Origin of the sequence: Gordonia sp. ABSL11-1, from assembly GCF_030315685.1 — a bacterium.
Lineage (GTDB): Bacteria > Actinomycetota > Actinomycetes > Mycobacteriales > Mycobacteriaceae > Gordonia.
This window is the reverse complement of record NZ_JASXSI010000013.1, coordinates 29,713-56,146: the sequence shown is the minus strand read 5'-3', so window position 1 is coordinate 56,146 and position 26,434 is coordinate 29,713. Positions and strand designations below refer to the sequence as shown.

General features: G+C 66.3%; 25 protein-coding genes and 1 pseudogene. 12 read left to right on the top strand and 14 right to left on the bottom strand.

The features are described from left to right. Positions 1-2: 2 nt before the first annotated feature. A complete protein-coding gene (locus QSJ19_RS15410; protein ID WP_286321650.1) occupies positions 3-1,223 on the bottom strand; it encodes a hypothetical protein in 1,221 nt (406 codons plus the stop codon). A 213-nt stretch (positions 1,224-1,436) separates the two neighbouring features. Here QSJ19_RS15410 and QSJ19_RS15405 point away from each other — a divergent pair, with 213 nt between their 5' ends. After that, positions 1,437-1,880, top strand: coding sequence for a hypothetical protein (locus tag QSJ19_RS15405; RefSeq protein WP_286321647.1), 444 nt, complete (start codon positions 1,437-1,439; stop codon positions 1,878-1,880). On the opposite strand, the gene QSJ19_RS15400 is transcribed toward QSJ19_RS15405, so the two are convergent. Next, positions 1,881-2,168 carry an FmdB family zinc ribbon protein gene (locus tag QSJ19_RS15400; protein WP_286321646.1) on the bottom strand — a complete coding sequence of 96 codons (288 nt, stop codon included), beginning with the start codon at positions 2,166-2,168 and terminating at the stop codon, positions 1,881-1,883. It abuts the gene before it with no gap. A 132-nt stretch (positions 2,169-2,300) separates the two neighbouring features. Here QSJ19_RS15400 and fmdA point away from each other — a divergent pair, with 132 nt between their 5' ends. The 3 genes and pseudogenes from fmdA to QSJ19_RS15385 all read left to right on the top strand — a co-directional run bounded on the left by fmdA (position 2,301) and on the right by QSJ19_RS15385 (position 6,028). Next, positions 2,301-3,554, top strand: coding sequence for a formamidase (fmdA, locus tag QSJ19_RS15395; protein WP_286321645.1), 1,254 nt, complete (start codon positions 2,301-2,303; stop codon positions 3,552-3,554). Between the two features lie 93 nt (positions 3,555-3,647). Further along, positions 3,648-4,582, top strand: a pseudogene (locus QSJ19_RS26980) (transposase family protein). Positions 4,583-4,777: 195 nt separating this feature from the next. After that, positions 4,778-6,028, top strand: coding sequence for an HNH endonuclease (locus QSJ19_RS15385; RefSeq protein ID WP_286321644.1), 1,251 nt, complete (start codon positions 4,778-4,780; stop codon positions 6,026-6,028). A gap of 156 nt (positions 6,029-6,184) precedes the next feature. On the opposite strand, the gene QSJ19_RS15380 is transcribed toward QSJ19_RS15385, so the two are convergent. Next, a complete protein-coding gene (locus QSJ19_RS15380) occupies positions 6,185-7,426 on the bottom strand; it encodes a fatty acid desaturase family protein (RefSeq protein WP_286321643.1) in 1,242 nt (413 codons plus the stop codon). Between the two features lie 8 nt (positions 7,427-7,434). After that, positions 7,435-8,547, bottom strand: coding sequence for a ferredoxin reductase (locus tag QSJ19_RS15375; RefSeq protein WP_286321641.1), 1,113 nt, complete (start codon positions 8,545-8,547; stop codon positions 7,435-7,437). 152 nt (positions 8,548-8,699) lie between these two features. Between QSJ19_RS15375 and QSJ19_RS15370 the strand changes: the two genes are divergently transcribed. Together QSJ19_RS15370 and QSJ19_RS15365 are read left to right on the top strand one after the other, a co-directional pair. After that, positions 8,700-9,596: a phosphatase PAP2 family protein gene (locus QSJ19_RS15370; RefSeq protein ID WP_286321640.1), complete on the top strand. Its 897-nt coding sequence runs from the start codon at positions 8,700-8,702 to the stop codon at positions 9,594-9,596. 55 nt (positions 9,597-9,651) lie between these two features. Further along, complete coding sequence (locus tag QSJ19_RS15365; protein WP_286321638.1) at positions 9,652-10,629, top strand: alpha/beta hydrolase family protein; 978 nt, start codon at positions 9,652-9,654, stop codon at positions 10,627-10,629. 23 nt (positions 10,630-10,652) lie between these two features. Here the strand turns inward: QSJ19_RS15365 and QSJ19_RS15360 are convergent, their stop codons facing one another. Continuing rightward, positions 10,653-10,970, bottom strand: a complete 318-nt coding sequence (locus tag QSJ19_RS15360) for an NAD(P)-dependent oxidoreductase (RefSeq protein ID WP_286321637.1) — start codon at positions 10,968-10,970, stop codon at positions 10,653-10,655. A 375-nt stretch (positions 10,971-11,345) separates the two neighbouring features. Between QSJ19_RS15360 and QSJ19_RS15355 the strand changes: the two genes are divergently transcribed. From QSJ19_RS15355 to QSJ19_RS15340, 4 genes are all read left to right on the top strand, one after another. Then, the gene (locus QSJ19_RS15355; RefSeq protein ID WP_286321636.1) at positions 11,346-12,158 is read left to right on the top strand and encodes a class I SAM-dependent methyltransferase; all 813 of its coding nucleotides are present in this window, start codon (positions 11,346-11,348) and stop codon (positions 12,156-12,158) included. A 118-nt stretch (positions 12,159-12,276) separates the two neighbouring features. Next, entirely contained in the window at positions 12,277-12,846 is a 570-nt protein-coding gene (locus tag QSJ19_RS15350) for a hypothetical protein (protein ID WP_286321635.1), read from the top strand. A gap of 89 nt (positions 12,847-12,935) precedes the next feature. Beyond that, positions 12,936-16,220, top strand: a complete 3,285-nt coding sequence (locus QSJ19_RS15345; RefSeq protein WP_286321634.1) for an ATP-binding protein — start codon at positions 12,936-12,938, stop codon at positions 16,218-16,220. A 152-nt stretch (positions 16,221-16,372) separates the two neighbouring features. Next, positions 16,373-17,929, top strand: a complete 1,557-nt coding sequence (locus QSJ19_RS15340; protein ID WP_502876192.1) for an HNH endonuclease signature motif containing protein — start codon at positions 16,373-16,375, stop codon at positions 17,927-17,929. 2 nt (positions 17,930-17,931) lie between these two features. Here QSJ19_RS15340 and QSJ19_RS15335 read toward each other — a convergent pair whose 3' ends face one another. The 3 genes from QSJ19_RS15335 to QSJ19_RS15325 all read right to left on the bottom strand — a co-directional run bounded on the left by QSJ19_RS15335 (position 17,932) and on the right by QSJ19_RS15325 (position 19,808). Further along, on the bottom strand, positions 17,932-18,906 hold the full coding sequence (locus QSJ19_RS15335) for a TIGR03564 family F420-dependent LLM class oxidoreductase (protein WP_286321632.1): 975 nt from the start codon (positions 18,904-18,906) through the stop codon (positions 17,932-17,934). Between the two features lie 104 nt (positions 18,907-19,010). Next, positions 19,011-19,316 (bottom strand): hypothetical protein, encoded by a 306-nt coding sequence (locus QSJ19_RS15330; RefSeq protein ID WP_286321630.1) that lies wholly within the window; start codon positions 19,314-19,316, stop codon positions 19,011-19,013. 48 nt (positions 19,317-19,364) lie between these two features. Continuing rightward, positions 19,365-19,808, bottom strand: a complete 444-nt coding sequence (locus QSJ19_RS15325; RefSeq protein WP_286321628.1) for a MarR family winged helix-turn-helix transcriptional regulator — start codon at positions 19,806-19,808, stop codon at positions 19,365-19,367. 70 nt (positions 19,809-19,878) lie between these two features. Here QSJ19_RS15325 and QSJ19_RS15320 point away from each other — a divergent pair, with 70 nt between their 5' ends. After that, positions 19,879-20,895 (top strand): ketopantoate reductase family protein, encoded by a 1,017-nt coding sequence (locus QSJ19_RS15320; protein WP_286321626.1) that lies wholly within the window; start codon positions 19,879-19,881, stop codon positions 20,893-20,895. On the opposite strand, the gene QSJ19_RS15315 is transcribed toward QSJ19_RS15320, so the two are convergent. The 4 genes from QSJ19_RS15315 to QSJ19_RS15300 all read right to left on the bottom strand — a co-directional run bounded on the left by QSJ19_RS15315 (position 20,892) and on the right by QSJ19_RS15300 (position 23,047). Next, positions 20,892-21,413, bottom strand: a complete 522-nt coding sequence (locus QSJ19_RS15315) for a nuclear transport factor 2 family protein (RefSeq protein WP_286321625.1) — start codon at positions 21,411-21,413, stop codon at positions 20,892-20,894. The two genes, QSJ19_RS15320 and QSJ19_RS15315, sit on opposite strands and share 4 nt — an antisense overlap. 15 nt (positions 21,414-21,428) lie before the next feature. Beyond that, positions 21,429-21,824, bottom strand: coding sequence for a DUF4189 domain-containing protein (locus QSJ19_RS15310; protein WP_286321624.1), 396 nt, complete (start codon positions 21,822-21,824; stop codon positions 21,429-21,431). Positions 21,825-22,021: 197 nt separating this feature from the next. Beyond that, positions 22,022-22,435: a hypothetical protein gene (locus tag QSJ19_RS15305; RefSeq protein WP_286321622.1), complete on the bottom strand. Its 414-nt coding sequence runs from the start codon at positions 22,433-22,435 to the stop codon at positions 22,022-22,024. An 87-nt stretch (positions 22,436-22,522) separates the two neighbouring features. Beyond that, positions 22,523-23,047, bottom strand: coding sequence for a DUF4234 domain-containing protein (locus tag QSJ19_RS15300; RefSeq protein WP_286321606.1), 525 nt, complete (start codon positions 23,045-23,047; stop codon positions 22,523-22,525). Positions 23,048-23,186: 139 nt separating this feature from the next. On the opposite strand from QSJ19_RS15300, the gene QSJ19_RS15295 reads away from it, so the two are divergent. Beyond that, positions 23,187-24,026: a DNA-3-methyladenine glycosylase family protein gene (locus QSJ19_RS15295; protein WP_286321604.1), complete on the top strand. Its 840-nt coding sequence runs from the start codon at positions 23,187-23,189 to the stop codon at positions 24,024-24,026. Here the strand turns inward: QSJ19_RS15295 and QSJ19_RS15290 are convergent. Then, positions 24,009-25,520 (bottom strand): flavin-containing monooxygenase, encoded by a 1,512-nt coding sequence (locus QSJ19_RS15290; RefSeq protein ID WP_286321602.1) that lies wholly within the window; start codon positions 25,518-25,520, stop codon positions 24,009-24,011. The genes QSJ19_RS15295 and QSJ19_RS15290 overlap by 18 nt on opposite strands. Continuing rightward, complete coding sequence (locus tag QSJ19_RS15285) at positions 25,517-26,434, bottom strand: ferritin family protein (protein WP_286321600.1); 918 nt, start codon at positions 26,432-26,434, stop codon at positions 25,517-25,519. The genes QSJ19_RS15290 and QSJ19_RS15285 overlap by 4 nt, the downstream gene beginning before the upstream one ends.

The window sequence follows — 26,434 nt, the reverse complement described above, 5'->3', positions numbered from 1 at the left end:
GTCTACTCCGGTGCCGTGATGTCGATGACGTTGGTGATCTTAACTCTGGTGCCATCGGGCAATCGGACGTACGCCGGTCGCTTCGGGCTGACCAGGTCGTCGAACTTCTTCTGCCATCCACTCTTGGTGGCGCCGCCACTCTTGACCTCGATTCCCGAGTATGTGCCGTCGCCGTTGGGGATCAGGCCGTCGTAGAACCTGCTACGCGGTACGCCGTCAATCCGCGCCTGGCGCTGATCGCGGATGACCGGCTTGCCGGTGCGCTTCTCGAGGTTGTCCAGTTCACGCTTTTCCGCGGCTTTTCCACTCCGGCCATCGTTGCCGTTGGCGTACCGTCCGCGCTCATCGCGACCATCGCCACGATCACTGCGATCGTTCTTCTCGGGCGCACTCTCCTTGGGTGCACCCTCCTTCGGCGCCCCCTCCTTCGGCGCAGGCGCCTGCGGCCTTTGAGGTGTCGGCGGTTTCATGCCGGGAAGGGGAAGTCCACCTCCGCGCGGCGGATGGATCTCGATCGGCGGGAGTTCCTCGAAGGGATTCTCATTGTCGACGATGCCGTCCCCGTTGTTGTCGGTGCCGTCCATCGAGGGGTTGTCCAGGGGCCTCGCGGGGACATCCTCTGAGCGGTCGCGAGGGCGCTTGTCCTTGTCCCTGTTGGTGCCGGGTGTGCCGTGGGAATCGCGGTCGGGCGAGGAGTCGGGGCGCGACGGCGTTCTCGGCGCGGACTTGTTCGGCCCGCGCTTCTGCGACGGACCGGACTGCTCGTCGTCGCGGTCACGCGCGGAGTTGCCGGACTTCTTGCGGTTGCTGCCCGGCTTGTCGTAATTCGACGAGTTGCCCGGCGCCTTGGTCTTCGGCGAGAACTTGTGCGGATCGCGATCGGGCTTCGGGATCGGTTTGCGCGGCTTCGTCGGGGGCTTCTGCTGCTGATTGCCACCAGGGTTGCCGGCCCTGGGCGCCGGTGGGGACGGCGCAGTGTTCCGCGGCGCCGACGGCGCTTGAGGCCGCGGGTTGAGCGTTTTCGCGTCAGGCCCGCGGTTTCCCGCGGATGGAGGTTTGGCCTTCTGGCTCTTGCCCGGCCCCGCGTGGGACTGGCTGGATGTGCCGCTGCTCTTGGGCGAGGCGGCTACGGCATTGGCCGCCGGGAGAACGACGATCAAGATCGCAGCGATCGCAGTGATCAACGCCGCGATCACGGGAGTTCCGCGCAGTGGAGTTCGCATGTTCGCATCCGATTGCTCGAGGTGTGGGACGTGCCTGACGTTAGGGAAGTGCCCTCGATAATCGAAGTGGCAGAACCGAAAATGCATCAACCGATGGAATTCGTGCAGGCTCGGGAACATCGGTGGGGTCCGAGTGCGTCGCGGCGACCGATGACTTCGTCGCGCACGACGGGTCTGCCTGTATCAGACGGACCGATACCGAGGAGGACAGCGATGGATCAGCCCACTGCGCAGGAGGCACTCCGCGCGCTGGAACCGCTTGTCGGCGAGTGGACGATCACCGCCCACTGGCCGGATGGGGAACCGTGGCCCGGCGGCGGTTCGATGACGGTCGAATGGATCCCGACGCGACGCCTGCTGATCCAACGGACCGCGATGGATCTGCCCGAGGCCCCGGACACCGTCGCAGTCATCGGATGCGACGCCGCCAACGGCACCTACTCGCAGCTGTACTCCGACAGTCGAGGTGTCTGCCGCATCTACCAGATGTCGATCAGCGACGGCGAGTGGAGATTATGGCGCGAGGGCGAGCCGTTCGCTCAGCGCTTCTCTGGGCGCTTCAGCTCGGATGGCCGGACTATCACCGCGCGGTGGGAGGCGGCAGAAGCCGGCGAGTACTCCACCGATTTCGACCTGGTGTACACGAGAGTGAGCTGATCAGGGCCGAGGGAGTTTGCGGTGCAACGGATTCGATGAGACCCGGGTGATCTTCCGACGCTGCCCAGGCACGCTCGTCACGACAGTCGGCGAATCCGCAGTGGACCTCGTCGCGTCGTGGAGTCGCATCGCCGGCGAGTCGCCGACACCGAGCGCGGGTGAGCCGATGACACGTCGGGCGTCGTGCCCGCACTCCGGGCATGACGCTGCGTCCGGGATGTCGGCCATGGGATGCCGTTGTGTGAAATCACCGCACGCGTCGTCGCACCGGTAGACATAGGTCGGCATGGGTTCAGAGTAATCGTTGTCGCGCACCGATCGTCGGATGAACCGGAGACGTCCTTCGTCGTCGGCCTGCCGATGTCGTGGGTCGTCATTAAGCTCATGGGTGTCGGTAGCGATCAGATGAGGGAGTCCCCCGTGCCAGAGTTACTGTTCCCGTTGGATTCGTCGAAGAGCTTCACCGAGCAGAAGATCATCGGACACAACCGATGGCACCCCGACATCCCGGCAGCGGTGACCGTGAAACCCGGTGACTCTTTCCGCGCGCACTGCCGAGAGTGGTTCGACGGGGCGATCCACAATGACGACTCGGCGGACGACATCCTCAACGCGCCGTTGGACGGCGTACACGTGTTGTCCGGTCCATTCGCGATCGAGGGAGCCGAACCCGGCGACCTGCTCATCGTCGACATTCTCGATGTGGGGTCGATCCCCCAAGAGGATTCCGGCCCGCTCGCCGGGCAGGGCTGGGGATACACCGGAATCTTCGCCAAGGAGAATGGCGGCGGATTCCTGACCGATCAGTTCCCCGACGCCTACAAGGCGATCTGGGACTTCAGTGGCCAGAGCGCAACGTCGCGCCATGTGCCCCACGTGAAATACACGGGAATCGTCCATCCGGGCCTCATGGGCACCGCACCCTCGCCAGAGTTGCTCGGCAGGTGGAACGCGCGTGAGGCGGCACTCATCGCCACCGATCCCGACCGCGTGCCGCCTCTGGCGCTGCCACCCCAGCCCAAGGACGCGATCCTCGGGACGCTCACCGGGGCCGACTACGACAGGGTGGCCGGCGAGGCCGCCCGCACCGCACCGCCGCGGGAGAACGGCGGCAACCAGGACATCAAGAACCTCACCAAGGGCACGCGCGTGTTCTATCCGGTGTTCGTGCCCGGGGCGAAGCTGTCGTTCGGCGACCTCCATTTCTCCCAGGGTGACGGCGAGATCACATTCTGCGGCGCGATCGAGATGGGCGGGTTCATGGACCTGCACGTCGACCTGATCAAGGGCGGCATGGAGACCTACGGCGTCAGCGAGAACGCGATCTTCATGCCCGGCAACACCGATCCCCAGTACTCGGAATGGATTGCGTTCTCGGGTACCTCGGTCACCCTCGACGGCGAACAGCGCTACCTGGACTCGGATCTCTCCTATCAGCGAGCGTGCCTACACGCCATCGACTACCTCACCAAGTTCGGCTACAGCCCGGAGCAGGCGTACCTTCTGCTTGGTTCGGCGCCGATCGAAGGCCGACTGTCCGGGGTTGTCGACATACCGAATTCCTGTGCGACGGTCTACATTCCGACGGCCATCTTCGACTTCCCGATCGGGCCGTCGAAGGACGGGCCGGTGACCATCGATCCGGGGATGGGTGCGCCGAGAGCGAGCTTCTGAGGGTCGGCATCTGTTATCTCTCAGGACATCGGGGACGGTTCTGTATCAAGACATCGGTGACAGTATGGGTGGTCTTGGTGGTGACACTTCTGCATCGATGCTCGGTCGGTGGCTGTTAATGGACCCATTGACCTGTAGTGCGTCCAGCGATCTCGCAGTGGCCTCGAGATGCCCCCCGGGGCGGTCTCGACGTTCTGCACTGACGATGGAATATCCCAGAAGTCGTTCTACGAGTTGCGTAAACGTGTGAGGACTGACGGCCCCTCGACGGTGCTCGAACCCCGGACCCGCCGCCCGCGGTCGAGCCCGTCGGCGTTGGGCGATGAGGTCAAGGCGCGGGCGGTGGCAGTACGCGCGGGGTTGGAGGCCTCCGGTCTGGATCACGGACCGACCAGCGTGCATGACAAGATGCGGTCGATGGGCCTGGCGCGGGTCCCCTCGACGGCGGCGCTGGCCCGCATCTTCCGTGAGGCCGGGGTGGCTCGTCATGAGCCGAAGAAGAAGCCGCGCTCGGCGTGGCGGCGGTTCGTCTATCCGGCGCCAAACGCGTGCTGGCAGCTCGATAGCACAGAGTATGTGCTGACCGGTGGACGTAGATGCGTCATTTTGCTGACACGCTGGCAGAACACCAAGGACTCCCGGGGCGAGTCTCACACCAAACCGAATGGCAAACAACGCCGAAAGCCGACGCGCCACGTCCCAAACCGGTTCGGCCACTGTTTGATCGGCCCGCGCCACGCCCGCGGCCTACGCCGCGACCAACAGCCGACCTGCCCGACGGCGGCCGCGCCAGAACTGTCAGCACCGCCAGCACCATCAGCCTGGACTCGGCCAGCTACATGGTCGACGTGCAGCACGCCTTCGAACAGGTCCCTGTCGTCAGCGACAAAGACGTAATCATCATCTCCGACGCTGACGGAGTGGTCCTTGCCGAGCACACACGACCCGCTCCAAGAGCTACCTACGTCGGCAACCGACGGCCACGCGGCCCACGCCCCACGAAGACCACTCGGTCACCAAACTCCTGATACAGAGCTGTCACCGATGTCCCGGTACACCACACCGAGAAAGTTTCCGGATTCCCTTGCGCTTCGTACGTGTGTTCGATAGATTGATTTTAGCAGGTTCGAGTTGATGTGAGTTACCGCGACACCCTCGGGTGTCGTCCCAAGAATCCGATGAGTCTCCTGCTGACCTGATCTGTCGACTCTTGGGGGACTGCTGTGAGCATCATCGACGACATCTCGGACATCTCTGACGCCGTGCACGATCTCTCCGTCGACGACGACATGTCCGGCCCGCAAGCGTTCGACGCCATGCGGGCACTCCTTACTCTGCGTAACCTCATCGATCACCACGCCGCGGTGCTGACCGCCGCGCTGGAACGGTTGCGGGTCGCGAAAGATCACGGACGCAGCGCGCGAGAGTTGTTGATCGTCATGGGAGTAGCACCCGCCGTCGCCCAACGACTCATCCGTGTCGCCGGATCGCTCACCACCCTGCCCACATTGACCGCCCATGCTGCCGATGGGGTGATCTCCGGTGAGCACGCTGACGCCATCGTCCGCGGTATCGAGCACATCGGGAAGAGATCACCGGAACCGATCGACGATGCCCAACGTCTAAGTTATGTGACAGATCTTATTGCCCAACACTTCTCCGGCGCCACCCCCGCCGAGATCGTCGACCGTGCCCGCACCCTGGGCAACGTCCTCGCCGACGACACCGGCGGGTTGCCCGCCGCCGAAGACCGCACCATCAACACCCTCACCAAACACAAGACCACCGACGGGCGCCTGCACGTCGAAGCCGACCTCGACACCGAAGTCGGCGAAAAGTTCCACGCCGCCATGGAACACTACGGTGCACCCCGGCCCGAACCCGACGGCTCCCCCGACGCGCGATCGACCGAACGCCGCTTCGCCGACGCCCTCGAAGCTGTCCTCGACATCGCCACGCGCGGTGACAACCTCGCCACCTCCGCCCCGAGAACACACGTCCTGCTGACCATTCCCGCCGACACCCCGACACTCGCTGAGCTGCCGTTCATGGGATCAGTCACCCCCGCCACCATGAAAGCCCTCGCCTGCGACCCGACCATCACCACCATCATCATCGACGGCGAAACCGTCCCCCTCGACGTCGGCAGAGACAAACGCCTGTTCACACCCGCACAACGAAAGGCCCTCCTGATCCGGGATAAGTGCTGCATCAAATGCGGGGCACCGGCCAGCCGCACCCAGGCCCACCACATCGTGCACTGGGCCGACGGCGGCGATACCTGCCTCGAAAATGGGTGCCTACTGTGCCCGTCCTGTCACGCCGACATCCACCACAACGGATGGGACGTATTCATCGGCGCCGACAACCACGCCTGGCTCATCCCACCAGTTGCCGTCGACCCCCAACGAAGACCCGTACCAAGCCATAGCCGACGCACCCTGACCCTCGACAACATGCCCACCGCCGCTTGACCGGTTGCTGACACACCACCCACTGACCACTCAACGACCGCACCCGGTCACCGCCGGGACCGCATCCGTACCTTGACAACTCAACAGTGTGAAACGGACGAGCACTCGCTGATCGAGCAGCCGGCACGACCGGCTGCTCGATCAGCGGGAGCGACGCTACGCCGCCGGCTGCACCGGTGCGTTCTTCAGCTCGCGCAAGGCGGTTCGCAATCCTCGACGCCGCCCCGTCGTCGGATCGACGCCGAAATGGTTCTGCATGCCCTCGCGCACGGCGAATCGGAGTTCCGAGGCCGTCTCCGGTGCATCGTCGGACGTCGCCTTCAGCAGAGCATTGGGCAGCGCGAGCTTCGCGATGGTTCTGAACGACTGGTAGTACTGATTCGCCAGCGAGCCCGTGGTGTACGGGAGATCGTACTTGTCGCACAACTCTCGGACCCGAACGCCGATCTCTTCGTAGCGATTACTCGGCAGGTCGGGGAACAAGTGGTGCTCGATCTGATGACTCAGGTTCCCGCTCATGAACCGCATCAGCGGTCCGGCACGGAAGTTGGCCGATCCCAACATCTGTCGGAGATACCAGCGTGGCTGATCCTCGTTCTCGTACTCTTCGACGGTGAACTTCTCGGCTCCGTCCGGGAAGTGGCCGCAGAAGATGACGCCGTACGCCCAGTAGTTGCGGATGATGTTGGACGTGAAGTTCGCCGCGATGGTGTACTTCCAGTTCTTGCCGGCGAGCGCCGGGAAGATGAGATAGTCCTTGGCGGCTTGCTTACCGACCTTCCGGCCGATGATGCGCAGATCCTTGAACGCCTGGCGGTAGGTCTTCTCCTTGTTCCGCAGCTTCTCCGTCTCCAGATGATGGAGTGCGACACCGTATTCGAAGAAGGTCCCGAGCGTGATGTTGTAGATCGGATTGCCGACATTCCACCACTCCCACGGCTGATCGCGGGTGACGCGCAGGATGCCATAGCCCACGTCGTCGTCCATCCCGACGATGTTCGTGTACTTGTGATGGACGAAGTTGTGCGAATGCTTCCACTGGACGCTCGGACAGGTGGTGTCCCACTCCCACGACGAGGAGTGGATCTCCGGATCGTTCATCCAGTCCCACTGCCCGTGCATCACGTTGTGCCCGAGTTCCATGTTCTCGATGATCTTGGCCAATCCGAGCATGGCGGTGCCCGCCACCCAGGCCGGCTTGCGGTTGCTGAACATCAACGCCAGTCGCCCGCCGGCGGCCAGGCTGCGCTGGATGGTGATTGCCCGTCTGATGTAGCGGGCGTCGTGCTCGCCGCGGGATTCTTCGATGTCGCGTCGGATGGTGTCGAGTTCGGCGCCCAGCGCGTCGACGTCGGCGTCGGTCAAGTGTGCATAGAGATCGATGTCGGTGATCGCCATCGGGCCCCCTAGAGGTCGATTGTGCATTCTCCGGACACGCTGCTGATGCACGTCTGGATTCGTTCGCCCTCACGGTGTTCCTCGCCGCTGCGCAGGTCGCGCACATATCCCCCAGCGAGAGGAACCACGCAGGTCTGACAGATGCCCATCCGGCAACCGAATGGCATCTGGATGCCTTGCTCCTCGCCTGCTTCAAGGAGTGTGGTGGCACCGTCTATCTCGGCGGTCTTCCCCGATGTGGAGAAGGTCACCGTCCCGCCCTCGCCGCCGTGATCGGTCCGGGCGATGGCGAAACGTTCGATGTGGAGCTGGTCGCGGAGCCCCTCCTCGGTGAAGCGTTCCTCGACGGTGTCGAGCATGGCGACGGGACCACACGCCCAACATTGCCGGTCACGCCAGTCCGGGACCTCCGCGTCGAGTTGGTCGATGTCGAACTTGCCCTGCTCGCGCGTCAGTCGCAACTGCAGGTCGTAGGACAGGACGTCGGCATCCATCGTCTCGATCTCGTCGAGAAAGATGACCTCGTCGCGCGTCGGCGCCGAGTGGACGTGCACTATGTCGGGAATCGTCTCGCGCGACCGCAACGACCTCAGCATCGACATGACCGGCGTGATGCCACTGCCGGCGGTCAGGAACAGCACGCCGTCCGGTAGAGGCTCCGGAAGGTGGAAGTCACCCTTCGGCGCAGCCAGCCTGATGATCGTGCCCCGACTCACGCCGTCAACGAGGTGTGTCGAGAGGAACCCGTCAGGGTTCGCCTTGACGGTGATGGCGATGGTCTTGTCGTCCGACGTGCCGATGGACGTCAGCGAATAGGACCGCCAGTGCCACCGACCGCCGACCTGCAAACCGATCCCCACGTACTGACCCGGCTTGTACGACGCCGGAAATCCCCACCCGGTGCGAATCGTGACAGTCGCCGAGTCCTCGGTCTCCCGAACCACCTCGATCACGCGACCACGCAGCTCACGAGCGGTCCAAAGCGGGTTGATCAGGTGGAGGTAGTCGTCGGGAAGCAACGGGGTCGTGGCACGTGCGATCAGTCCGCGCACGATGTTGACCTCGGGTTTCCGAGCCTCGACGTCGGCCGCGGGACGCGTGCTCCACTTCAATAGATCCATCGGGACTCCTCCCAGTCCTTGTGTACGACTGTACACAGAAACTATGTCCGCGGTCACAGGAAGGCTTCGGGCTGAACCCCTCTCCATAAAGTCTCAGCTGTCCTCAGGTGTCGCGCATGGAGTTCCCAGATTCGTCTCGTAGCGTCGTCAGCATGACCGCAACTGTCGCTGCGCCGCGACCCAAGTCCCTCTCACGCGCAGCGCTGGTTGCGGTCACACTCATCGGGGCGGCCGCCGGAGTCTTCGGCCTGTCGGTATGGACACCCGCTGGTCAGCGCATCGACCAGTGGTTCCTCGAGGTCTGCCGGTCACTGCCACCGGTCACCGAACTGCCCCTCGCCCTCGACGTCGAAGCTGTCACCAGTCCGCTGCTGTGGGTCGGTGTGGCCATCGCCGTCATCGTGCTCAGTCAATGCCGGCGGTTCGGCAGCCGCAAGGCTGCGCGCCGCGGCGTCGCGAGCACCCTCACTCTGCTGGCGTTCGCACCCTTGGCCGTCCTCGGCGCCCGATTCCTTCGCGACCACGTCCTGACCCGCCCGCAGCTGCACGCGTGGATCTCGGAGACCGCGAACTCCGCGCCCAGCGGGCACGCCGCGGCGGCCACCGCGATCGTCGTCGTGCTCGCACTCGCGACCCCACCGATCGTCCGGCCGATCACGCTGGCGCTCGTGGGTACCTGGGCTGCGGTCATCGAGTTCCAGCTGGTCGCATCGGGCTGGCATCGACCCAGCGACGTGGTCATCTCGACACTGCTGGTGATCGGACTGGGTGTGCTGTTGCCCGACCCCTGGCAGTTCGCGTCGCGCCGGGCTCCGCGTTTCTGCTCCACCATCGCGGCACTCGCGATCGTGGTCGCCGTACCGACCATCGTCGCGCTGCACTACCCGACGATCACGCAGATCGCGGCCGCCGGCGCCATCGCGGCGATCATGGCCGTCGCCGTCATCGCGCTGTCGGTCAACCCGCTCCGCTCCGCGCGGCGGGCCCGCATGTCCGAAACCGTTGCGGCCGAATCAGCCCCGTCCCTCGACTACGCTGACAGGATCTGACTGACAGAATCCCACCGACCGCCCGATCGGAGTTGCGCCGACGATGCTTCTCACGATGCCGAGGACACGACGAACTCCGCTGTGGTTGATGGCGACGGTCGCGGTCGGGTTGGTTCTGACGTCGTGTTCGCCTGACGATGACCGGCAGGCCAACGGCCCGTCGACCACCGGCGCCGAACCGGTCACGATGTCGACCATCGAGGACGGCGTTCGCGTCGAGCGGATCGCGTATCCGACGCGCGGCGACGCCGACACCGACCAGAACTGGGGCGACTTCTACCTACCCGCCGGCAAGCACGCCGTCGACACCGTCCCTCTGGTCGTGCTGATCCACGGCGGTTCGTGGAAGTCGAAGCTCGATGCCCAGACGATGCGGCCGTACGCACTCGACCTCGTCAAACGTGGGATGGCCGTCTACAACGTCGAGTACCGGCGGGTCGGCTCGGGTGGCGGCTGGCCGACCACGTTCTCCGACGTCGCCGACGCCCTCGATCACGTGCCGGCGATCGACCGTCGTCATCCCGAGATCACCACCGACGACGAGCTCGTCGTCGGGCACAGCGCGGGCGCACAGCTCGCTGCTTGGTCGGGCACACGCAACAAGCTGAACCCCAACGAACTCGGCGCCGATCCGAAGTTCCGTCCGACCCGGGTCGTGTCCCTGGCCGGCCCGTTGGACATGGTGTACGCCGCGCACCACGGCAACGACCGCATCGTGACGGCGCTGGGCGGGACACCCGAGCAGGTGCCCGACCGATACGCGTCGGTCGACCCGGTGCAGAACATCGATCCGACGATGCCGGTCATCGCGGTGCACGGCGACAAGGACACCCTGGTGCCGCCGATCCTGTCCGAACGCTACATCGACGCGGTCGAACAACAGGACGGCATCGGGGACCTGGTGATCGCCCGCGGCGAGGATCACGTATCGATCGTCAGCGCCGACTCCCGCGTGTACGGCACGATCCTCGACATCATCACCGTCACCTCCGGCAAGACGATCGACCAACTGGACGATCTGTACAGCAAGTGATCTCGGCACACCCGGCCTGACGATCAGCGCGGCCAGACCACCCGCTCCACCTCACGGCCGGCGGCGAGACGCGCGACGTTGTCGGCGATGTCGTGGATGCGCCCGACGAAGGCGTCGCGGGTGACCCCGGAGGTGTGCGGCGTCATCAGGAGATTCGGCAGCTGCGCGAACGGGAGGTAGGCGGGGCGAGTGCTGTCCCCACCGGTCGGATACCGATACCACACGTCGATGACTGCTCCCCCGATCACGTTGTCGCGCAACGCCTCGTGCAGAGAGCGTTCGTCGACCAGCGGCCCGCGCCGGACGTCGACGAGAATCCCGTGCGCCCCGAGCTGTTCCAACTCGGCGGGCGGCAGCGGTCGCGCAGGCCCACGTCGTCGGCGGTGCCGTGCGCATACGCCGGCTGCAGCCGCCGGTCGGTGACCGGGTTGATCGCATGGGCGGTGCCGGTACCCATGACGTGGTCACCGGCGATGATCATCTGCCCGGTCAGTGCTTCGGTACGCTGCGCGGTGGTCGTCGGCGTCCACCCCTCGAATCGGCGTGTGTGGTGGAGCGGCTCGGGTCACGTCGGGAATCACTCGACGTGACCTGAGCCATGTTCTGACCGTAGGACCGCGCCCATACATGTCCAAGTCAAATTGGGTCGACATCGATGCCGCATCTGTGCCGACGCTGTCCTACCCATCCTCCGCCTGCCCGACTACGGTGGGCCCATGGTCGAAGAGGTGTCGTTGGGCGAGGTCCAGGAAACGCTACTCATCCCGCTGTACGGGCGGGCCCGCGACGCGCAGTCCTCGCACAGCATCCTGCGCGACGACATGGCGGTGCAGTTGGTGAAGGACATCGACTACGACTTCACGAAGTTCACCGGGCCGTCGCTCGGCGGCGCGGTGTTGCGGGCGTCCATCATCGACGGGTTCATCCGCGACTTCCTTCGACAGCATCCCGCCGGCACCGTCGTCGATCTCGGCTGCGGGCTGTCCACCCGGTTCGATCGTCTCGACAACGGGCGCGTGCGGTGGTTCGACCTCGACGTCGACGACACGATGGCGTTGCGCGGACGGTTCTTCGAGGAAACCAGCCGCTACACCATGATCGCCGACTCGCTCTTCTCGTCGGCGTGGCACGACCGCGTCCGGGAGCGTTCGGGACCGATCTTCCTGGTGAGCGAGGCGGTCCTGCTCTACTTCCCCGAGGCGGAGGTCCACGGCGCCTTGCGTCAACTGGCGCAGGCGTTTCCGTCGACGGCGATCGCCTTCGACACCGGTGGCGCGCTGATGATGAACAGCCAGGATCGTAATCCGGTGTTCAAGCAGGTGCCGGCGCGGATGAAGTGGATCTGCGACGACCCGACCGCCCTCGAACAATTCGGCCTCGAGTTCGTCGCGTCCCACACGTTCGCCACCCCACAGCGGGCCGTGGCACGCACCTGGCCCCGCAAACACCGCTATGGCATGCGCGCGCTGCGGTGGTTCCCGCCCGTGCGTACCTACAAGCTCAACCTGTTCCGGACGGTGGCGGCGTGACGGTCGGTCCCGTGGGCGCGCACGAGCCTGTCCCCGCCCACGTGTCCGGCTGGGAATACGGTTGCTGCGGAACAACTCCCGCCGAGTTCGCCTGGTCCTGACGTGGCATGACACCTCGATGATTGCGCCGGACATCGTCGCGACCGTCACGTCGGTGCACGAATCCAGTTGCAGTTTCCGGCGCGACGGCCATCGATGGAATGAAGTTCCGGGCTGCCAGAAGTATCGCGCCGTGGAGGCGGTCGACCGCTTTCCAGACTCGTCCGCAGAGTCCTCCGGCGCCGACGAGATCCGTACGGTGATAGGCGCGGTGATCGGCGTCGCCATCAGCGCCATCACCCGACCCGGGCCACCGGAGGTGGCCGAGCACCGTGCCGCACGGCAACGTGCGGCACGCACTGTGCATCTCACGGGGCCTGCCGAACTGTTCGGCTCGACCACGCCGGCGTCCGGCGATCAGCTGATCCTCGATCTGTCCGCTCCGGGCCTCACCATCGCCGGCAGTGACGAGGTCCCCCGGCGGGTCGTGCGAGGGGAGGCCGGGCTGATCAGTGTCCTCCGGCCCGCCATGCACGGGCTGCAGGCCTACGCCGACGTCGCGCCGGGTCTGCCCGCGCAGGCGGTGACGGACCCGATGTTCGTGCAGTTCGTCGTCGACGCCGCGGAGATGCCTCCATCCGCCGACTGAACGACGCGCGAGGTCAGGCGGCCAACCGCTATCCTCACGTCAGAGAACGGAGGCGGGACCCGATGTGGCCGGATCGAGGAGCGTGAGAGATGTCGTCTGACGTCCCGACGACGCCCTCTGTCACGGTGACGATGTCGGGAACGGCCAGGGCCGAGGTCGACGGCCGTCTCGCGGAGATCAAATCACGCCGTGAGCGTGCCGTGCTGGCACGGCTCGTCGCGGCCGACGGTCATGTCGTCTCGACGGACCGCCTCATCGACGACCTGTGGAACAGTGAGCCGCCGCCAAAGGCGCTGGGCGGCCTACAGGTCCACATCTCCAACCTGCGTCGCATCCTCGAACCGAATCGCCCTCCCCGGACTCCCGCCCGCATCCTCGTCAGCGAGGCGCCCGGGTATGCCCTGCGGCTACCGCGCGAGGCCGTCGACCTGTGGCGCTTCGAGGATCTGGTGTCCGGGTCCGACGGCGCCCCCGAGGATCGATACGCCCAGCTGGGCGAGGCACTCGCGCTGTGGCACGGTGAGCCGTTCGGGCCGCACGCCACCGACGACTGGGCTCGCGCGGAGGTGGCGCGCTGCAATGAGCTCTCTCTGACCGCCGTCGAGCAGCGTGCCGCGGCGGCGCTGGCACTGGGACGGCCCGCCGAGGTGGTGTCGGCGCTCACCGGACCGTGCGAGCGGCATCCTGCGCGCGAGGAGCTGTTCCGGCTCGTCGCGCTGGCACAGTATCGGCTCGGGCGGCAAGCCGACGCGCTGCACACCCTGCGTACCGTGCGCGAGTATCTCGCCGACGAGCTCGGCGTCGATCCGTCACCACCGGTGCGGGAGTTGGAAGCCGCCATCCTGCAGCAGGATCCGGCGCTGCAACTCGACACCCCGACGACAACGCGGCCCGCGCTATCACCGGCAGCAGCGGTGTCTCCGCCTCGATCCCAACCGGCGACCGATCGGGAGCACGCCGGTCGCGAACTCGAGATCGAGAAGCTCCTCGAACACGCGGACACAGTGGTGCGCACCGGACTTCGCGTCGTATGGATCACCGCCGAGGCCGGCGGTGGGAAGTCGACGATCACGCAACTCCTCGTCAGCCGTCTCCGTGCCGCCGGGTGGGCCGCCGCGGTCGGTCACTGTCCCGAGGTCGAGGGTGCGCCCACTGCCTGGGCGTGGCGCGAGATCGTCGGCGAGCTCGGTGGCGACAACGAACTCGACGACCCGTTCCTCATCGCACGTCAGGTCCGCTCCGCCTGCGCATCCGGCCTGACCGGCGGCGTCGGGACCGTCGTCGCCCTCGACGACGTGCACCGCGCCGACAGCGCCACACTGCAGGTCCTGCGTCAGATGGTGGCATGGCTCGCCGACCGTCCGGTTCTGGTGGTCGCCACCTACCGCCCGTCGGAGGCGGGCACCGAACTGATGGCGACGGGCGCATCGTTGATCTCCTCCACGGCCGACATCCTCGCGCTTGCAGGGCTTTCCGACGACGGTATCCGCGCCCTGGGAGCCGAGGTCGGACTCGACCCCGTCGACGATCCCACACTCGAGTTGTTGCGGTCGCGCACCGACGGCAATCCGCTGTTCGTGCGGGAGCTGGCGAAGCTGGTGGCTTCCCGCGGGCCGCGCGACGCCGAGACGGCGGTGCCGAACGGTGTCCGGGAGGTCCTGCTGCGCCGCGTCGAGAGGCTTCCGGACGAGACGGTGGCCGTGTTGCGGCTGATCGCGGTCTCCGGGCGCAGCGCCGACGTGGACACCGTGGTGTCGCTGTGGCCCGATCCGTCCGGCGCCGAGGATACCGTCCTCGACGCCATCGACACCGCGACCGTCGCCGGGTTGCTCAGCACGGAGGGCGACCGCGTGTGGTTCAACCACGTGCTGATGCGCGACGCGGTGTATGACAGCATCCCGACGCTGAGGCGACGTCGGACTCATTGGTGCACACTCGAATACCTGCAGTCGGGTGGTCAGGTGCCGGGCGACGTACTGGCGGTCCACGCCGCGCTGGGAGCATCCGGTTCCACTGCTTCCCAGGCTGTCTCGATCGTCACCGATGCGGCTCGCCTGCGGTCGGAATCCGAACTCGCCGCGGACTCCGCCGCGCTGTGGCAGCACGCCGTCGATCTTCACGATCTCGCGGGCCACGATCGACCGAGCGCGCCGCGGGAGGACAGGGTCGCGATGGTGTTGTCCCTGTGCGAGCTCGTCACCGCGCTGGCCCATCGCGGCGACATCACGGCGGCGCGCACTCGTCGGGCGCAGGCCCTGCGGTTGGCGGAGACCACGGATGATCGTCCGGTCATCCTGGCCGCTCTCACGTGCTGGCGGACCCCGACGATCTGGACCACCCGGCAGAAGGGTGTCGCCGACGAGGTGATGACCACCGCGCTCCTCGAGGCGCTTCCCGACACCACCGGGGCCGACCGGGCACGGCTGCTGCTGACGGCCGTCTTCGAGTTCGAGGGCAACCAGGATCAGTTCGCCCTCGAGTGTGCACGCGAGGCAGTCGAGATCGCTGCGCAGTACGACGATCCGGAGTTGCGGTGCGCGGCAATGAACGCACGTGCCTTCACCTCGCTGGGACCTGATCTGCGCGAGGAGCACCCGAGCATTGCCGGGGAGTTCCTCGCGGCGGCGCAGGCCGCGAACAGTCTGGAGTACGAGGCCGCCGCCCGCTTCTATCAGTTCATGCTCCGCGCCGGACTCAACGACCTGCCGGGTGCGGTCGACGAGATGAACCGGGCGATGGAGTGCGCGTCCGGCGGCCGGCTGGGCGAGCTGGTCGTCGTGCTCTCGTCGTTCAACGCCGTCCTGGAATTGATGCGAGGCAACCTGGCCCGCGCCGAACACGCGTACACCCATCTCGGACAACAACTCACCGCCTCCGGGTTGCCGTCGGGCGGTGAGTTCGTGTTGATCGGGCAGCTGTCGGTGGGATGGGTCCGCGGCTCGATCGGCGAACTGGTCGAGCTCACCGAGGCACTCTTCACCCAGGCTCCGCACTCCATCGCGTGGGTGCACGTCGTCGCGCTCCTGGACGCCGGGCGAGACGAGGAGGCCCGCGCGATCGCCGAGTCGCGCCCGTACGTCAGCCGCGACTACTACTGGACCGCACTCGAGGTGTTCCACGCCCGGGCCCTCGTGCGGTTGGGCATGTCCGACGCCGCCACCGAGTTGTACGAGATCCTGGTGCCGTGGTCGGGCACGGTGGCCGGGCTCAATTCGGCGAGTGTGGCGTTCGGTCCGATGGATGTCGTCCTCGCCGAGATGGCCGACCTCATCGGCAACCGCGCGGCCGCCGAGAGACACCGGCAGATCGCCCTCGACGTGGACCAGACCATCCATCGCGGACTGGCGGTCATCGACGGCGATTCACCCCTGTGAGCTGCGCGAACAATCTTGTCGGTCGGGTGTTGTAGCTTGGTGGGCACCAGGACGAGATGACGAGTTTGCCGGCCCCGCTTCGGCGAGTCGACCAGAGAAATGCTGACGACGATGGTGGTCCTGCGACCGTGTCCGCATGCTCTGGAAGGTTCGTGGTGTCCTCACCTGCATCGCCCGCTCCGTCGCCGTCGTCGGTGTCGTGGCGCGATCTGCCGGCCGAGTTCGTCGGCGGCATCGATCCGGACGCGGCCTCCGAGCAGCCGATCAACGACCTCCTCGACGGTCTGCGCTCGATCGATGCCGGCCGCTCCTACCTTGCCTACTGCGATTATCAGTCGGCCGCGGTCATGCACGACCGCTTGGTCACGGCCCGCACCGACACCGACGGATTCGTCGTCGACGGGTTCGCCGACTGCGCGGCACGGATCGCGAAGCTACGCTGCATCTCTCGTCACCGCGCCGAGAATCTCCTCACCGAGGCGGTCGCCCTACGGGATCGTCTGCCGGCTGTGTTCGCCTGTCTGCGTGACGGACTGATCGCGCCCTGGCAGGCTCAGGTGCTCATCGTCAGCACCGATCTCATCGACGACCAGTCCTACGCCCCGTTCGTCGACGCCGAGATCGCCGAACGGTTGCGTACTCGCAGGGGCACCTGGTCCAAGCGCGCGCTGCGGAACATGGCCGATCGCATCATTTTCCGCCGCGACCCGAACGGCGTCCGCGACCGACGCAAGGCGGCGCTCGGCGACCGCGGCGTGTGGACCGAGTCACGCGGCGACGGCATCGGTGAGATCACCGCGACGATGTCCGCCGAGAACATTCGCATCGCCCACGCGAGCATCGCCGCGCTGGCGGAGTGCGCGTGCGAGCATGACGATCGGACGAAGTCTCAGCGCATGTCGGACGCGGCATTCGCACTCCTGTCGGGCACCGCATTCGAATGTCAGTGCGGGCGCGAGGACTGCATCGCCATCGTCCCCGAGCCGGGGACCATGCCGCCGGCCGACGCGAAGATCATCATCCACGTCATCGCCGATGAGTCGACGATCACCGGCACAGCCGACAACCCCGGATACCTCGACGGTCATGGGGTGATCTCGGACGAACACGTGCGCGACATCGCTGCCCGTCCAGATACCAAGCTGTCCTACCTGGTACCACCGGGCACACCGCAGAACCCGGATGGCACGTTCACCCTGTCCGCGCACGGCGTCGACTCGTATAGACCGTCGTCCGCGCTGGACACGTTCATCCGAGTTCGGGACGGCATCTGCGTCGAACCCGGCTGCGCGAAGAGTGCTTTCGAGTGCGACCTCGACCACGTCCACGAGTATGACCACGAGGACCCTGGCCGTGGCGGTCGGACGTCGGCGGAGAACCTGAACGCGAAGTGCCGGCCCGGGCATCTGCTGAAGACGTTCGGTGACTGGCTCGACGATCAGTACCGCGACGACGACGGACGACTGGTCACCGAGTTCATCACGCCGGAGGGGTACGTGATACCCGGTGAGGCCGAGTCCAACGAAGATCTCTTCCCAGGGCTACGCCGAATCCGATTCGACGTCCCGCACCGAGCGTCTCCGAAGCATCCGACCGACGAACGCCCCACCCGAGCCGGCAACCGGGTGGCGGACAAACACGCCCGCCGCCGTGCGGAGCGATCACGAAACCGAAAGCGGAACAATGGCGGACCACCTCCCGGATTCTGATGTCACCGACTCCCCGACGCCCATCGCCCGACCACTTCCCAAGTCCGGGCGCGGGTATCGTCGCCGATCAGATCTGCCTGCGTGACAACGACTTCCGTCGCCCCGGCGTCCAGGTACTCCTGGAGACCATCGGCGACCACGACCTCGTCACCGATCACGAACAGATCAGCGGCCTTCGACGACCCGTTCAGTTCGATCACCCGCTGATACGAGGGGATCCGGTCGTAGAACGCAGCCGACTCGGCAGCCGCAGCGCGGGCACGGTCCACGTCGTCGGTGACGACCGCGGGTACTGCCGCGATGATGCGTGGCTCGGGTCGCCCGGCGTCGGCCGCCGCCTTCCGAATCACCGGAGCGATGTGCTCCCGGATGACCTTCGGTCCGGCGAGGAACGGCAGTGTCCCGTCGGCCAGTTCGCCGGCAGCACGCAGAGCCTGCGGTCCCATCGCTGCGACGATCAGCGGTATCTGTTCCTCCGCACCGGCCACCGCCGTCGGGAGTGGCGGCGCCGCGGTGATCGTCTCGGTGCGCACCGCATCCTGTCTGCCGTCGAGCAGCGGACGCAGCGCCGTCAGATGATCGCGCAGCCCGCGGATCGGCGGTGGCAATTCGATACCGAATGTCGGCTCAGTGAGATCACGCGCTCCCAGCCCGACGCCGAGCTGAAAGCGTCCGCCGGTCGCGGCCTGAGCGGTCTTCGCTGCGGCGGCGAGGTGGATCGGATGTCGCGGATAGAGCGGGATCACCGACGTCCCGACCGTGACCGACTCGACGGCGCGGCCCACCAGGGCCGCGAGGGTCACCGCGTCATAGCTGAACAGTTGGCCGAACCAGACACCGTCGATCCCGGCCCGCGCAGCTTCGTCGGCGAGATCGATGGCTCGGCCGACGACGTCGGTCGTCGTCGGGTCGGTGGCGAAGGTGGACAGGGCAACTCCGGTCTGGGCAACTCCGGTCTGGGCAACTCCGGTGGTCATGTCTGTGCCAACGCGACGGCAACGGCCGCACTTCCCGACCGGGACACCCGACGGCCGAAACGATCACCGTGCGCGTAACCCGTGCGCATCGTCGCCGCGGCGTCTCAGTTCTCCGACGCCGGCCGTTCCACCGCGGTCTCCCACCGCGCCCGCCGCTCGTCCTCTGACTGCTCCCACCACGGTGTCCCGCGTTCGCCGAGTGCCACTTTCGCTGCCTGGACTCCGTCGCGTGCCGCACGACCTCCGTTCGTTCGCCGGACCTCACGACGCCACGCCATCAGGATCGATACCAACTCGGCCTGCCGGTCGTCGGGGATCAGCGGATCGGTCGCCCGCCACTTCCGGCCGTCGACGACGATGTGGTGTCCATCGAGGGTGCGCTCGACCTCCCCGGCGTCGTCCTCAGCCATGCCCACCAGCGTGCCACCGCCCGCCCGCGGTTCACCAGCGCCGACCGTTCACCAGTGCCAGGCGTCCCCACCGACGTTGGCGATGGTTCGTTGCAGGACACGGATGGTCGTCTCGTAGTCGTCGTCGGAGATCCCGTGCCGACGCTCGGCTTCCAGTTCCCGCTGCACCTGTGCGGCTACCTCGAACCGGTCGTGCCCCGCGGATGTCGACCACAATCGATCGCCCCGGCGTTCGACCCACCCATTGGCGATGACACTGGCGATGGCCGCGACGATCGCGTCGTCGCCCGCATTGGGTCCGACTGTCGCGATCATCGTGTCGTCGTCGAGGCCCGCGGGATGCAGCGACAGCTGATGCAGGACCCACCATTCGGGCTGCGCCACACCGACGTCGGCGAGGCGAGCGCGAGTTCGTCGACCAATCGCCTCACCTGCACGGACCGTCCAGAATCCGATGGGTTGCCGGATCGGCGGCTGCATTTCTCTGGTCATGCGCCCGACAGTAGAACCTCATGTTCACTTGAGGTCAAGCATGTGGGCCGGTGTCCCTACTCTGGAGGCCATGCATTTCGTGATCTACGGGGCCGGCGCCATCGGTGGTGTCGTCGGCGGTCATCTGTTCCGAGCCGGCATCCCCACAACCGTGATCGCCCGCGGCGACCACCTCGCCGCCATCAGAGAACGCGGACTCACGCTCGACCTGGCCGAGGGTGCCGAGACACTCGCAGTTCCGGCGGCAGCGAATGCATCCGAGGTCGAGTGGACCGACGACACCGTGGTCTTCATATGTGTGAAGTCGCAGCAGACGGCAGCAGTCCTGAACGACCTCCAAGCGCACGCCCCACGAAACACGCCGATCGTGTCCGCGCAGAACGGCGTCGCCAACGAGACGGCCATCCTGCGCCGCTTCCCGCGCACCTATTCCATCTGCGTGATGCTCCCCGCGCTGCATCTCGAGCCCGGGGTCGTGGTGCAGGGATCGTCGGCGGCACCGGGCATCCTCGACGTCGGTCGATTTCCCGGCGGTACCGACGGCGGCATCAGCGGCGGCATCGACGATGGCATGGACGACACTGCCGAGGAGATCTCCCGTAACCTTCGCGCCGCCGGCTTCCAGTCACAGCCCCGCGCCGACATCATGGCCTGGAAGTACCGCAAGCTCGTCCTCAATCTCGGCAACGGCATCGATGCCAGCTACCGCCGAGACGGCGACGCGATCGGCGAGCTGATGCGTCGCGCTCGCGCCGAAGGCGAGACCGTCCTCGAGGCCGCCGGTATCGACGTGGTCAGCGACGCCGTCGACAAGGAGCGACGCGGCAATCACATCGTCCGCCGCGACACCGGCGAGGACAGCAACGGCAGTTCCACCTGGCAGAGCGTCACCCGCGGTGCCCGTGACAGTGAGATCGACTATCTGACAGGAGAAATCGTCCTACAGGGCCGACTCCATGGCGTCCCGACCCCGGTCAACGAACTGATCCAGGACGACACGGCCAGATTGGTGATCGAGGGCCGCGAGCCCGGGAGCCTGGATCCGGCTGACGCGCTCGAACGGCTGAACGGCCGCCTCGCAGACTAGGCCCCTGTTACGAAGGTCCCCGGCCGGATCACCCCATTGTCGCCCAACGGGCGTGTCACCGACCATCTCTCGGTGAGAGTGCTGGCCGCCATCTTCCATGTCCCGCCCTCGACGACGTACTCGTCGTCGTACTCTCCGGTCATCACCGTCTCGGTGCGGTCGAGGAGGTTGACCTGTCGGAACTTCAGCGTCCACCGACCGGTCGCTGTCGTGTCCGACGTCAGCGTGATCTCCGGGTGCAATCCGTGGTGCATGTCGAAGATGACGTACTCGCCGTCGACCCGATGCAACGCGACCTGGGCGAAGATCGCCGCCATCGGTTCGGCGTCGTCGAATGCGCCGAGCGGACCATAGTCGATCCGCGCCCCCGAGGCGATGAAGCAGTCACGAAAACCTTTGGGGTCCTTGCCATCGCACGCCCGCCAGTAGCGATGCTTCAGTTGCTTGATCGCCTCGATGCGGTCGAGGTCGTCGAGGCGGCGGGCGAGGTCGTGATCGGGGCTGTCGAGAGCAGACATGGGACCACCCTAGGACTATGCCCCCGCCGTGCACGCCCAGATGACGGTCCGCGATCCCGGACCCGACTTGCTCGCAGCGGTGACCTCGGCGGCCCGACGGGTCGGTGCGTAGGCCCAGCCCCACCGACGGGTGGACGACTGCTGGGTGACGGCGCCGCAGTTGCGGTCCATCTGGACCACCCACTGGCAGTCGGAGGCGCCGCACTTGGCCTCGGCGGCACGCTTGGCGGCGGTCGAGGTCGAGTAGTTGATGGCGTAGGCGGTGTTGCCGGTGCGCGGCGAGATGGCGATGGCGCCGTAGATGTGCCCGGTGTCGGCGTTGGCCTCGGCCGGGACGGTGAGCAACGTGGCGCCGGCAGCGGCGGCGAGCAGTCCGGCGGCGGCGGTGCGCTTGAGGGTGGTGGTGACCATGTCGGGTACTCCTTCATGTGGGCGCGCGGCGGGGTGTCTCGCGCTGTCATGAATTGGTCGCACCCGGGTGTGCGAAAAGTTCCCGCGAATGTCGGATGCGGGGACCGGGACGGGTGGGGCCGACCGGGGGACGCCGGCCCCACCCTCGCAACGGTGGTCGAACGGGCAGGTCAGGACGCGATGTCAGAGCATCGCGCTCACAACACGATGCAGACGAACCCGGTATTGATGCCCCGGCGGACCTGGACGGTGGTGTAGCGGATCGGTCCGTTGCCGGTACCCTGCTGTGCACTGATGGTGTGCGTGCCGCGGGTGGTGGGCGTCCACTTGATGGTGGCGACGCCTCCGGACACGGGGACGGGACTTCCGGCGATGAGTGCGCCGTTGTCCCAGAATCGCACCGTGTTGGGTCCGGTGACCGGGGCGACGACGTCGTAGGTACAGCTCGTCCCGATCCTGCCGCCGGGTCCCGGCGTCACCGAGACACTGGTGGTCTGCGCCGATGCGGGCGCGGCAAGGACGAGGGTGGCGGCTCCTGCCGCCGCGGCGAACGTCGCCACTGCTGCCGTCGTGCGGGAACGACGCCCTGGAGTAGAGGTGGTGGTGGACATGATGACTCCTGATAGGTGACTGTGCGGCGGGGATCTGTGCACCAGTCGATCGTGTCCACGGGCGGCGCCGGGGTAACGCGTAGGTGACTACGCAGGTTGGTCGAACAACTGATACTTGCGAATCGTCGGTCTACTCGATGGCCCCGACGAACCGGACGCCGTCAGACGAACAGCGGCACGGTCGTATGCGGTTCCGCGCCGGGATAGCGGTCGACGACCTTGTTGAGTTCGAACTGCATGTAGAGCAGGTTCGTAACTGATCAGCGGCGCGATGACGGTCCAACTCAGCAGGACCAGCACCAGCATCGGTCCGACGACGGGGATCTGCCGGCGCCGATCGAACTCGGCCATCTCCTTGTGGATCTTGTAGTACCAGACGAAGTAGTAGATGCCGAGGGTGATCAGGGGAAGTCCGAGCCAGACGGCAAACGGGTTGCGGCGCTTCATCGCCAGACCCGACGACACCGCCATCGGCTCAGGCCGCATCGGTGGGATCGGTGCGATCGGCCGGCGGATCGACTGATCGAACGGTTCGGGCGCATGGTCGACCGGCTGCCGTGCATTCTCCGGCATCGAGTCTGCGGGGTTTGGAGGGGTGGTCGCATCAGACATGACGGAGACTCGATTCGGGCCGATGGGATGGTCGTACGTCCTATCGGCAGGATGCGACCGCGCGTGTCAGCATCAATGAGGAACACCGGCGATTCACACGATCGGATGACGGGTCTGATCGACGACAGATCGGACCACCATGAGCAGCACCCACACCGTGCGGCGCGAGGTCCTCGGGCCGTGGTCGCTCGACACGAGCCGCCAATTCTGGGAGGGCTTCACCCCGGCAGCGCTGGACTCGGACCAGAGATCGGGAACGTTGTCGACGGTGTTCCGGGTCGACGCCGACTGGTCGTCCGCCCAGGTGACCGTCGGCCAGCGCGGACAGGTCGCCGAGCTCACCGTCACCGGCGACGGCGACCTCGCCGCCGCGTCCGAGCAGACCGCCTGGTTCCTCGCTCTCGACGTCGACGCGCGCGACTGGCCGGCCGTCGGCGATCGCGATCCGGTGATCGGCCGTGCGCAGCAGCAGCTTCCGGGACTGCGGCCGTGCGGTTTCCACTCCGCCTATGAGGCTGCCGCGTGGGCGGTGCTCTCCCAGCGCGTCCGGATGGAACAGGCAGCCACGCTCCGCCGACGACTCATCACCGAGCACGGCGACGACGGCGCGTTTCCCGCACCTGACCGGCTGCGCAGCCTCGACCTCGACCTGCCCGGCCGCAAGGCCGACTACCTGCACGCCGTCGCCGACGCCGCGCTCGACGGCCACCTCGACACGGCCCATCTGCGGTCGCTGTCACCGGACGATGCGATCGAGTCGGTGCAATCGATCACGGGGATCGGCCCATTCGCCGCCGAACTCATCGTGCTGCGCGGAGCCAATGCCCCGGACGCGGTCCCGTCCCACGAACGACGACTCGACGCCGAGATCGCCGACCTCTACGGCGCCGATCGGACCGTCGCCGAGGTGTCCGGGTTGTGGCGGCCCTTCCGCACGTGGGCGTCGGTGTACCTGCGCGCGTTACGCGAGCGACGGTGAGCACACCTCGAGACTGACCTCGTCACCCGCCACCGCCCGGAAATCACGGGTGAAGTCGACCGATCGCATCTGCGCGATGAACTGGGTCGCGAACCCGGGGAACATGGTGGCGTTGAAGCCGTCGTCGGTGAGATACCAACTGCGACAGCCGGAGTTCCAGGTCGTCCGCTCCAGGCGCTTCTGGATCGCACGGTTGTAGGCGTTCTGCGCCGGCCGGTGGACGTCGAGCAGCTTCAGGCCGCGGTCGCGAACGAGGGAGATGGCGGTGACGATCACGTCGATCTGCGCTTCCATGTAGACCAGTGCGGAGTTGTGACCGGGACCGGAGTTCGGACCGAACGTGAAGTACAGGTTCGGGTACCCCGACACCGCAAAACTCTTGTATGCGTATGCGCCACGGGACCATTCATCGGCCAGCACACGTCCGTTCCGCCCACGGATGGGAATGGGTGTGCCCTGTTTGGCGATCTCGAACCCGGTCGCGAACACCAAGCAATCGAAGTGCCGCTCGATCCCCTCGACGGTCCGCACGCCCTGCTCGCAGATGCGGGCGATGGGCCACGTGATCAGCGTGCAGTTGTCGGCCTGCAGTGCCGGGTAGTAGTCGCTGGTCATCAACAGCCGCTTGCAGCCTGCGCGGAAATCCGGTGTCAGCTGCCGCCGCATCCACGGATCGCTCACCTGGGCGCGCAGATTCAGCTTTGCGACACCCTCGATGACCCGGGTGAACGGCGAGTTCCACACCGCGCCGAGGGCGACGGACTCGTGTCCCCAGAACCACAGCCGCCGGGCCGCGGTCTGTGTGCCGGGCATCGTCCGATAGATCTGGCGGGTGGCAGATGTGATGCGCCGATCGAGACGCGGCAGCACCCACCCGGGGGTGCGCTGATAGACCGTCACCTGGGCGCCGGCGTCCACGAGCTCCGGGATGATCTGTACCGCACTCGCCCCGGTACCGATCACACCGACCTTCTTGCCGGCGAAGTCGTAGCTGTGATCCCATGCCGCGGAGTGCATCCGATGCCCGGTGTAGTCGTCGAGACCGGTGATGTCGGGGTAGCCCGGCGTCGACAGCGGCCCGGACGCCACCACCACGGTCCGCGCGACGATCGGCTCGCGGCCGGCGACGTCGACGCGCCACGTACCGGTCGCCTCGTCGAACTCCATCCCGGTCGCGAGGTGCGAGTACCGGATGAAGCGTTCGAGGTCGTGGTCGGCCACCATCCGATCGATGTACGCAAGGATCTCGTTGCTGCCCGAATAGGTATGTGACCACTCGGGATTCGGTGCGAACGAGTACGAGTACAGCCGGGACGGGATGTCGCAGGCAGCGCCCGGATAGACATCGTCGCGCCATGTTCCGCCGGGCCGGACATCGCGCTCGAGGATGACGAAATCATCGTGGCCCTGCTGGAGCAACCGGATGGCGGTCCCGATGCCGGCGAATCCGGCACCGATGATGAGGGTCGTCGTATCGACGGCGGGGGCGCTCATGCGACCGGCTCGTACGTCAGTTCCTTCGACCATGTGGGCTGCGAACGCAGCAGCGATCGCGGATAGTGATCCGTCAGCTTGACCATCGCATCGGCGAAGTAATGATAGGGACTGTCCCGGTTGATGACCCACCCGGCGTGATACTTGAGCACCTGGTAGGTGAGCAACCTCGTCCCGTTGCCGCGTTCACCGTTCTTCTTGAAGCGCTTCATCGCCTCGTAGAGTCTGTCCTCACTGAGACCCATGTCGACGATGTTGTCGCGCATCTTGTTCAGCAACGGCACGTACATCAGCGCGCCGATGATGACGCCCGGCGACGCGACCGTGCCGACCGCCTCGACGATGAGTTTGCGCAGCCGCGAGTTGCCGATCATGTCGAGTGCATGGAAATCGACGGCGAGGTGGCGTGATTCGTCGGCGTTGATCTTGCGGAACGCCTCATGGCAGACGGGATCCTTGACCTCCTCGAGGAGGAACTTGAGCAGGGCGCCGTCGAGCGCGACCTCCAGCATCGGGATCACCGTGCCCAGCACCGACAACGACATCCGATCGGAGAAGGTGTCGAGCCATTCGATGGCAAGCCGGATGTTGACATTCGGCTCGGGTACCTCGTCGTCCTCGAGCATCCCCCACCGGCGCATCAGCGCGAGTTCGGCGTTGGCGTGCTTCTGCTCTTCGGCGTGGAAGTAGCGGTAGATCTCGGCGAGGGTGTCGTCGGGCGCCTTCTTCGCCAGCGCGGCGAATCCACGGGCGCCGACGTTCTCGATCCATACGAGGTCGGCCATGAACGCCTTGAGTTTCGGCTTCTGCTCGTCGGTGATCAGCTCGGCCCCGGGTGCATCCCAGTCGATGTCGGCGAGCGCCCACTGGCGGTCCTTGATGGTCTGCAGCATGTCCTCGAGGATGATCGGCAT

Bases quoted from the DNA above. Each gene is read 5' to 3' on its own strand.
- QSJ19_RS15410 (WP_286321650.1), bottom strand. From the start codon at position 1,223: ATGCGAACTCCACTGCGCGGAACTCCCGTGATCGCGGCGTTGATCACT.
- QSJ19_RS15405 (WP_286321647.1), top strand. From the start codon at position 1,437: ATGGATCAGCCCACTGCGCAGGAGGCACTCCGCGCGCTGGAACCGCTT.
- QSJ19_RS15400 (WP_286321646.1), bottom strand. From the start codon at position 2,168: ATGCCGACCTATGTCTACCGGTGCGACGACGCGTGCGGTGATTTCACA.
- QSJ19_RS15380 (WP_286321643.1), bottom strand. From the start codon at position 7,426: ATGGCGATCACCGACATCGATCTCTATGCACACTTGACCGACGCCGAC.
- QSJ19_RS15375 (WP_286321641.1), bottom strand. From the start codon at position 8,547: ATGGATCTATTGAAGTGGAGCACGCGTCCCGCGGCCGACGTCGAGGCT.
- QSJ19_RS15370 (WP_286321640.1), top strand. From the start codon at position 8,700: ATGACCGCAACTGTCGCTGCGCCGCGACCCAAGTCCCTCTCACGCGCA.
- QSJ19_RS15365 (WP_286321638.1), top strand. From the start codon at position 9,652: ATGCCGAGGACACGACGAACTCCGCTGTGGTTGATGGCGACGGTCGCG.
- QSJ19_RS15355 (WP_286321636.1), top strand. From the start codon at position 11,346: ATGGTCGAAGAGGTGTCGTTGGGCGAGGTCCAGGAAACGCTACTCATC.
- QSJ19_RS15350 (WP_286321635.1), top strand. From the start codon at position 12,277: ATGATTGCGCCGGACATCGTCGCGACCGTCACGTCGGTGCACGAATCC.
- QSJ19_RS15345 (WP_286321634.1), top strand. From the start codon at position 12,936: ATGTCGTCTGACGTCCCGACGACGCCCTCTGTCACGGTGACGATGTCG.
- QSJ19_RS15335 (WP_286321632.1), bottom strand. From the start codon at position 18,906: ATGACCACCGGAGTTGCCCAGACCGGAGTTGCCCAGACCGGAGTTGCC.
- QSJ19_RS15330 (WP_286321630.1), bottom strand. From the start codon at position 19,316: ATGGCTGAGGACGACGCCGGGGAGGTCGAGCGCACCCTCGATGGACAC.
- QSJ19_RS15325 (WP_286321628.1), bottom strand. From the start codon at position 19,808: ATGACCAGAGAAATGCAGCCGCCGATCCGGCAACCCATCGGATTCTGG.
- QSJ19_RS15320 (WP_286321626.1), top strand. From the start codon at position 19,879: ATGCATTTCGTGATCTACGGGGCCGGCGCCATCGGTGGTGTCGTCGGC.
- QSJ19_RS15315 (WP_286321625.1), bottom strand. From the start codon at position 21,413: ATGTCTGCTCTCGACAGCCCCGATCACGACCTCGCCCGCCGCCTCGAC.
- QSJ19_RS15310 (WP_286321624.1), bottom strand. From the start codon at position 21,824: ATGGTCACCACCACCCTCAAGCGCACCGCCGCCGCCGGACTGCTCGCC.
- QSJ19_RS15305 (WP_286321622.1), bottom strand. From the start codon at position 22,435: ATGTCCACCACCACCTCTACTCCAGGGCGTCGTTCCCGCACGACGGCA.
- QSJ19_RS15300 (WP_286321606.1), bottom strand. From the start codon at position 23,047: ATGTCTGATGCGACCACCCCTCCAAACCCCGCAGACTCGATGCCGGAG.
- QSJ19_RS15295 (WP_286321604.1), top strand. From the start codon at position 23,187: ATGAGCAGCACCCACACCGTGCGGCGCGAGGTCCTCGGGCCGTGGTCG.
- QSJ19_RS15290 (WP_286321602.1), bottom strand. From the start codon at position 25,520: ATGAGCGCCCCCGCCGTCGATACGACGACCCTCATCATCGGTGCCGGA.
- QSJ19_RS15285 (WP_286321600.1), bottom strand. From the start codon at position 26,434: ATGCCGATCATCCTCGAGGACATGCTGCAGACCATCAAGGACCGCCAG.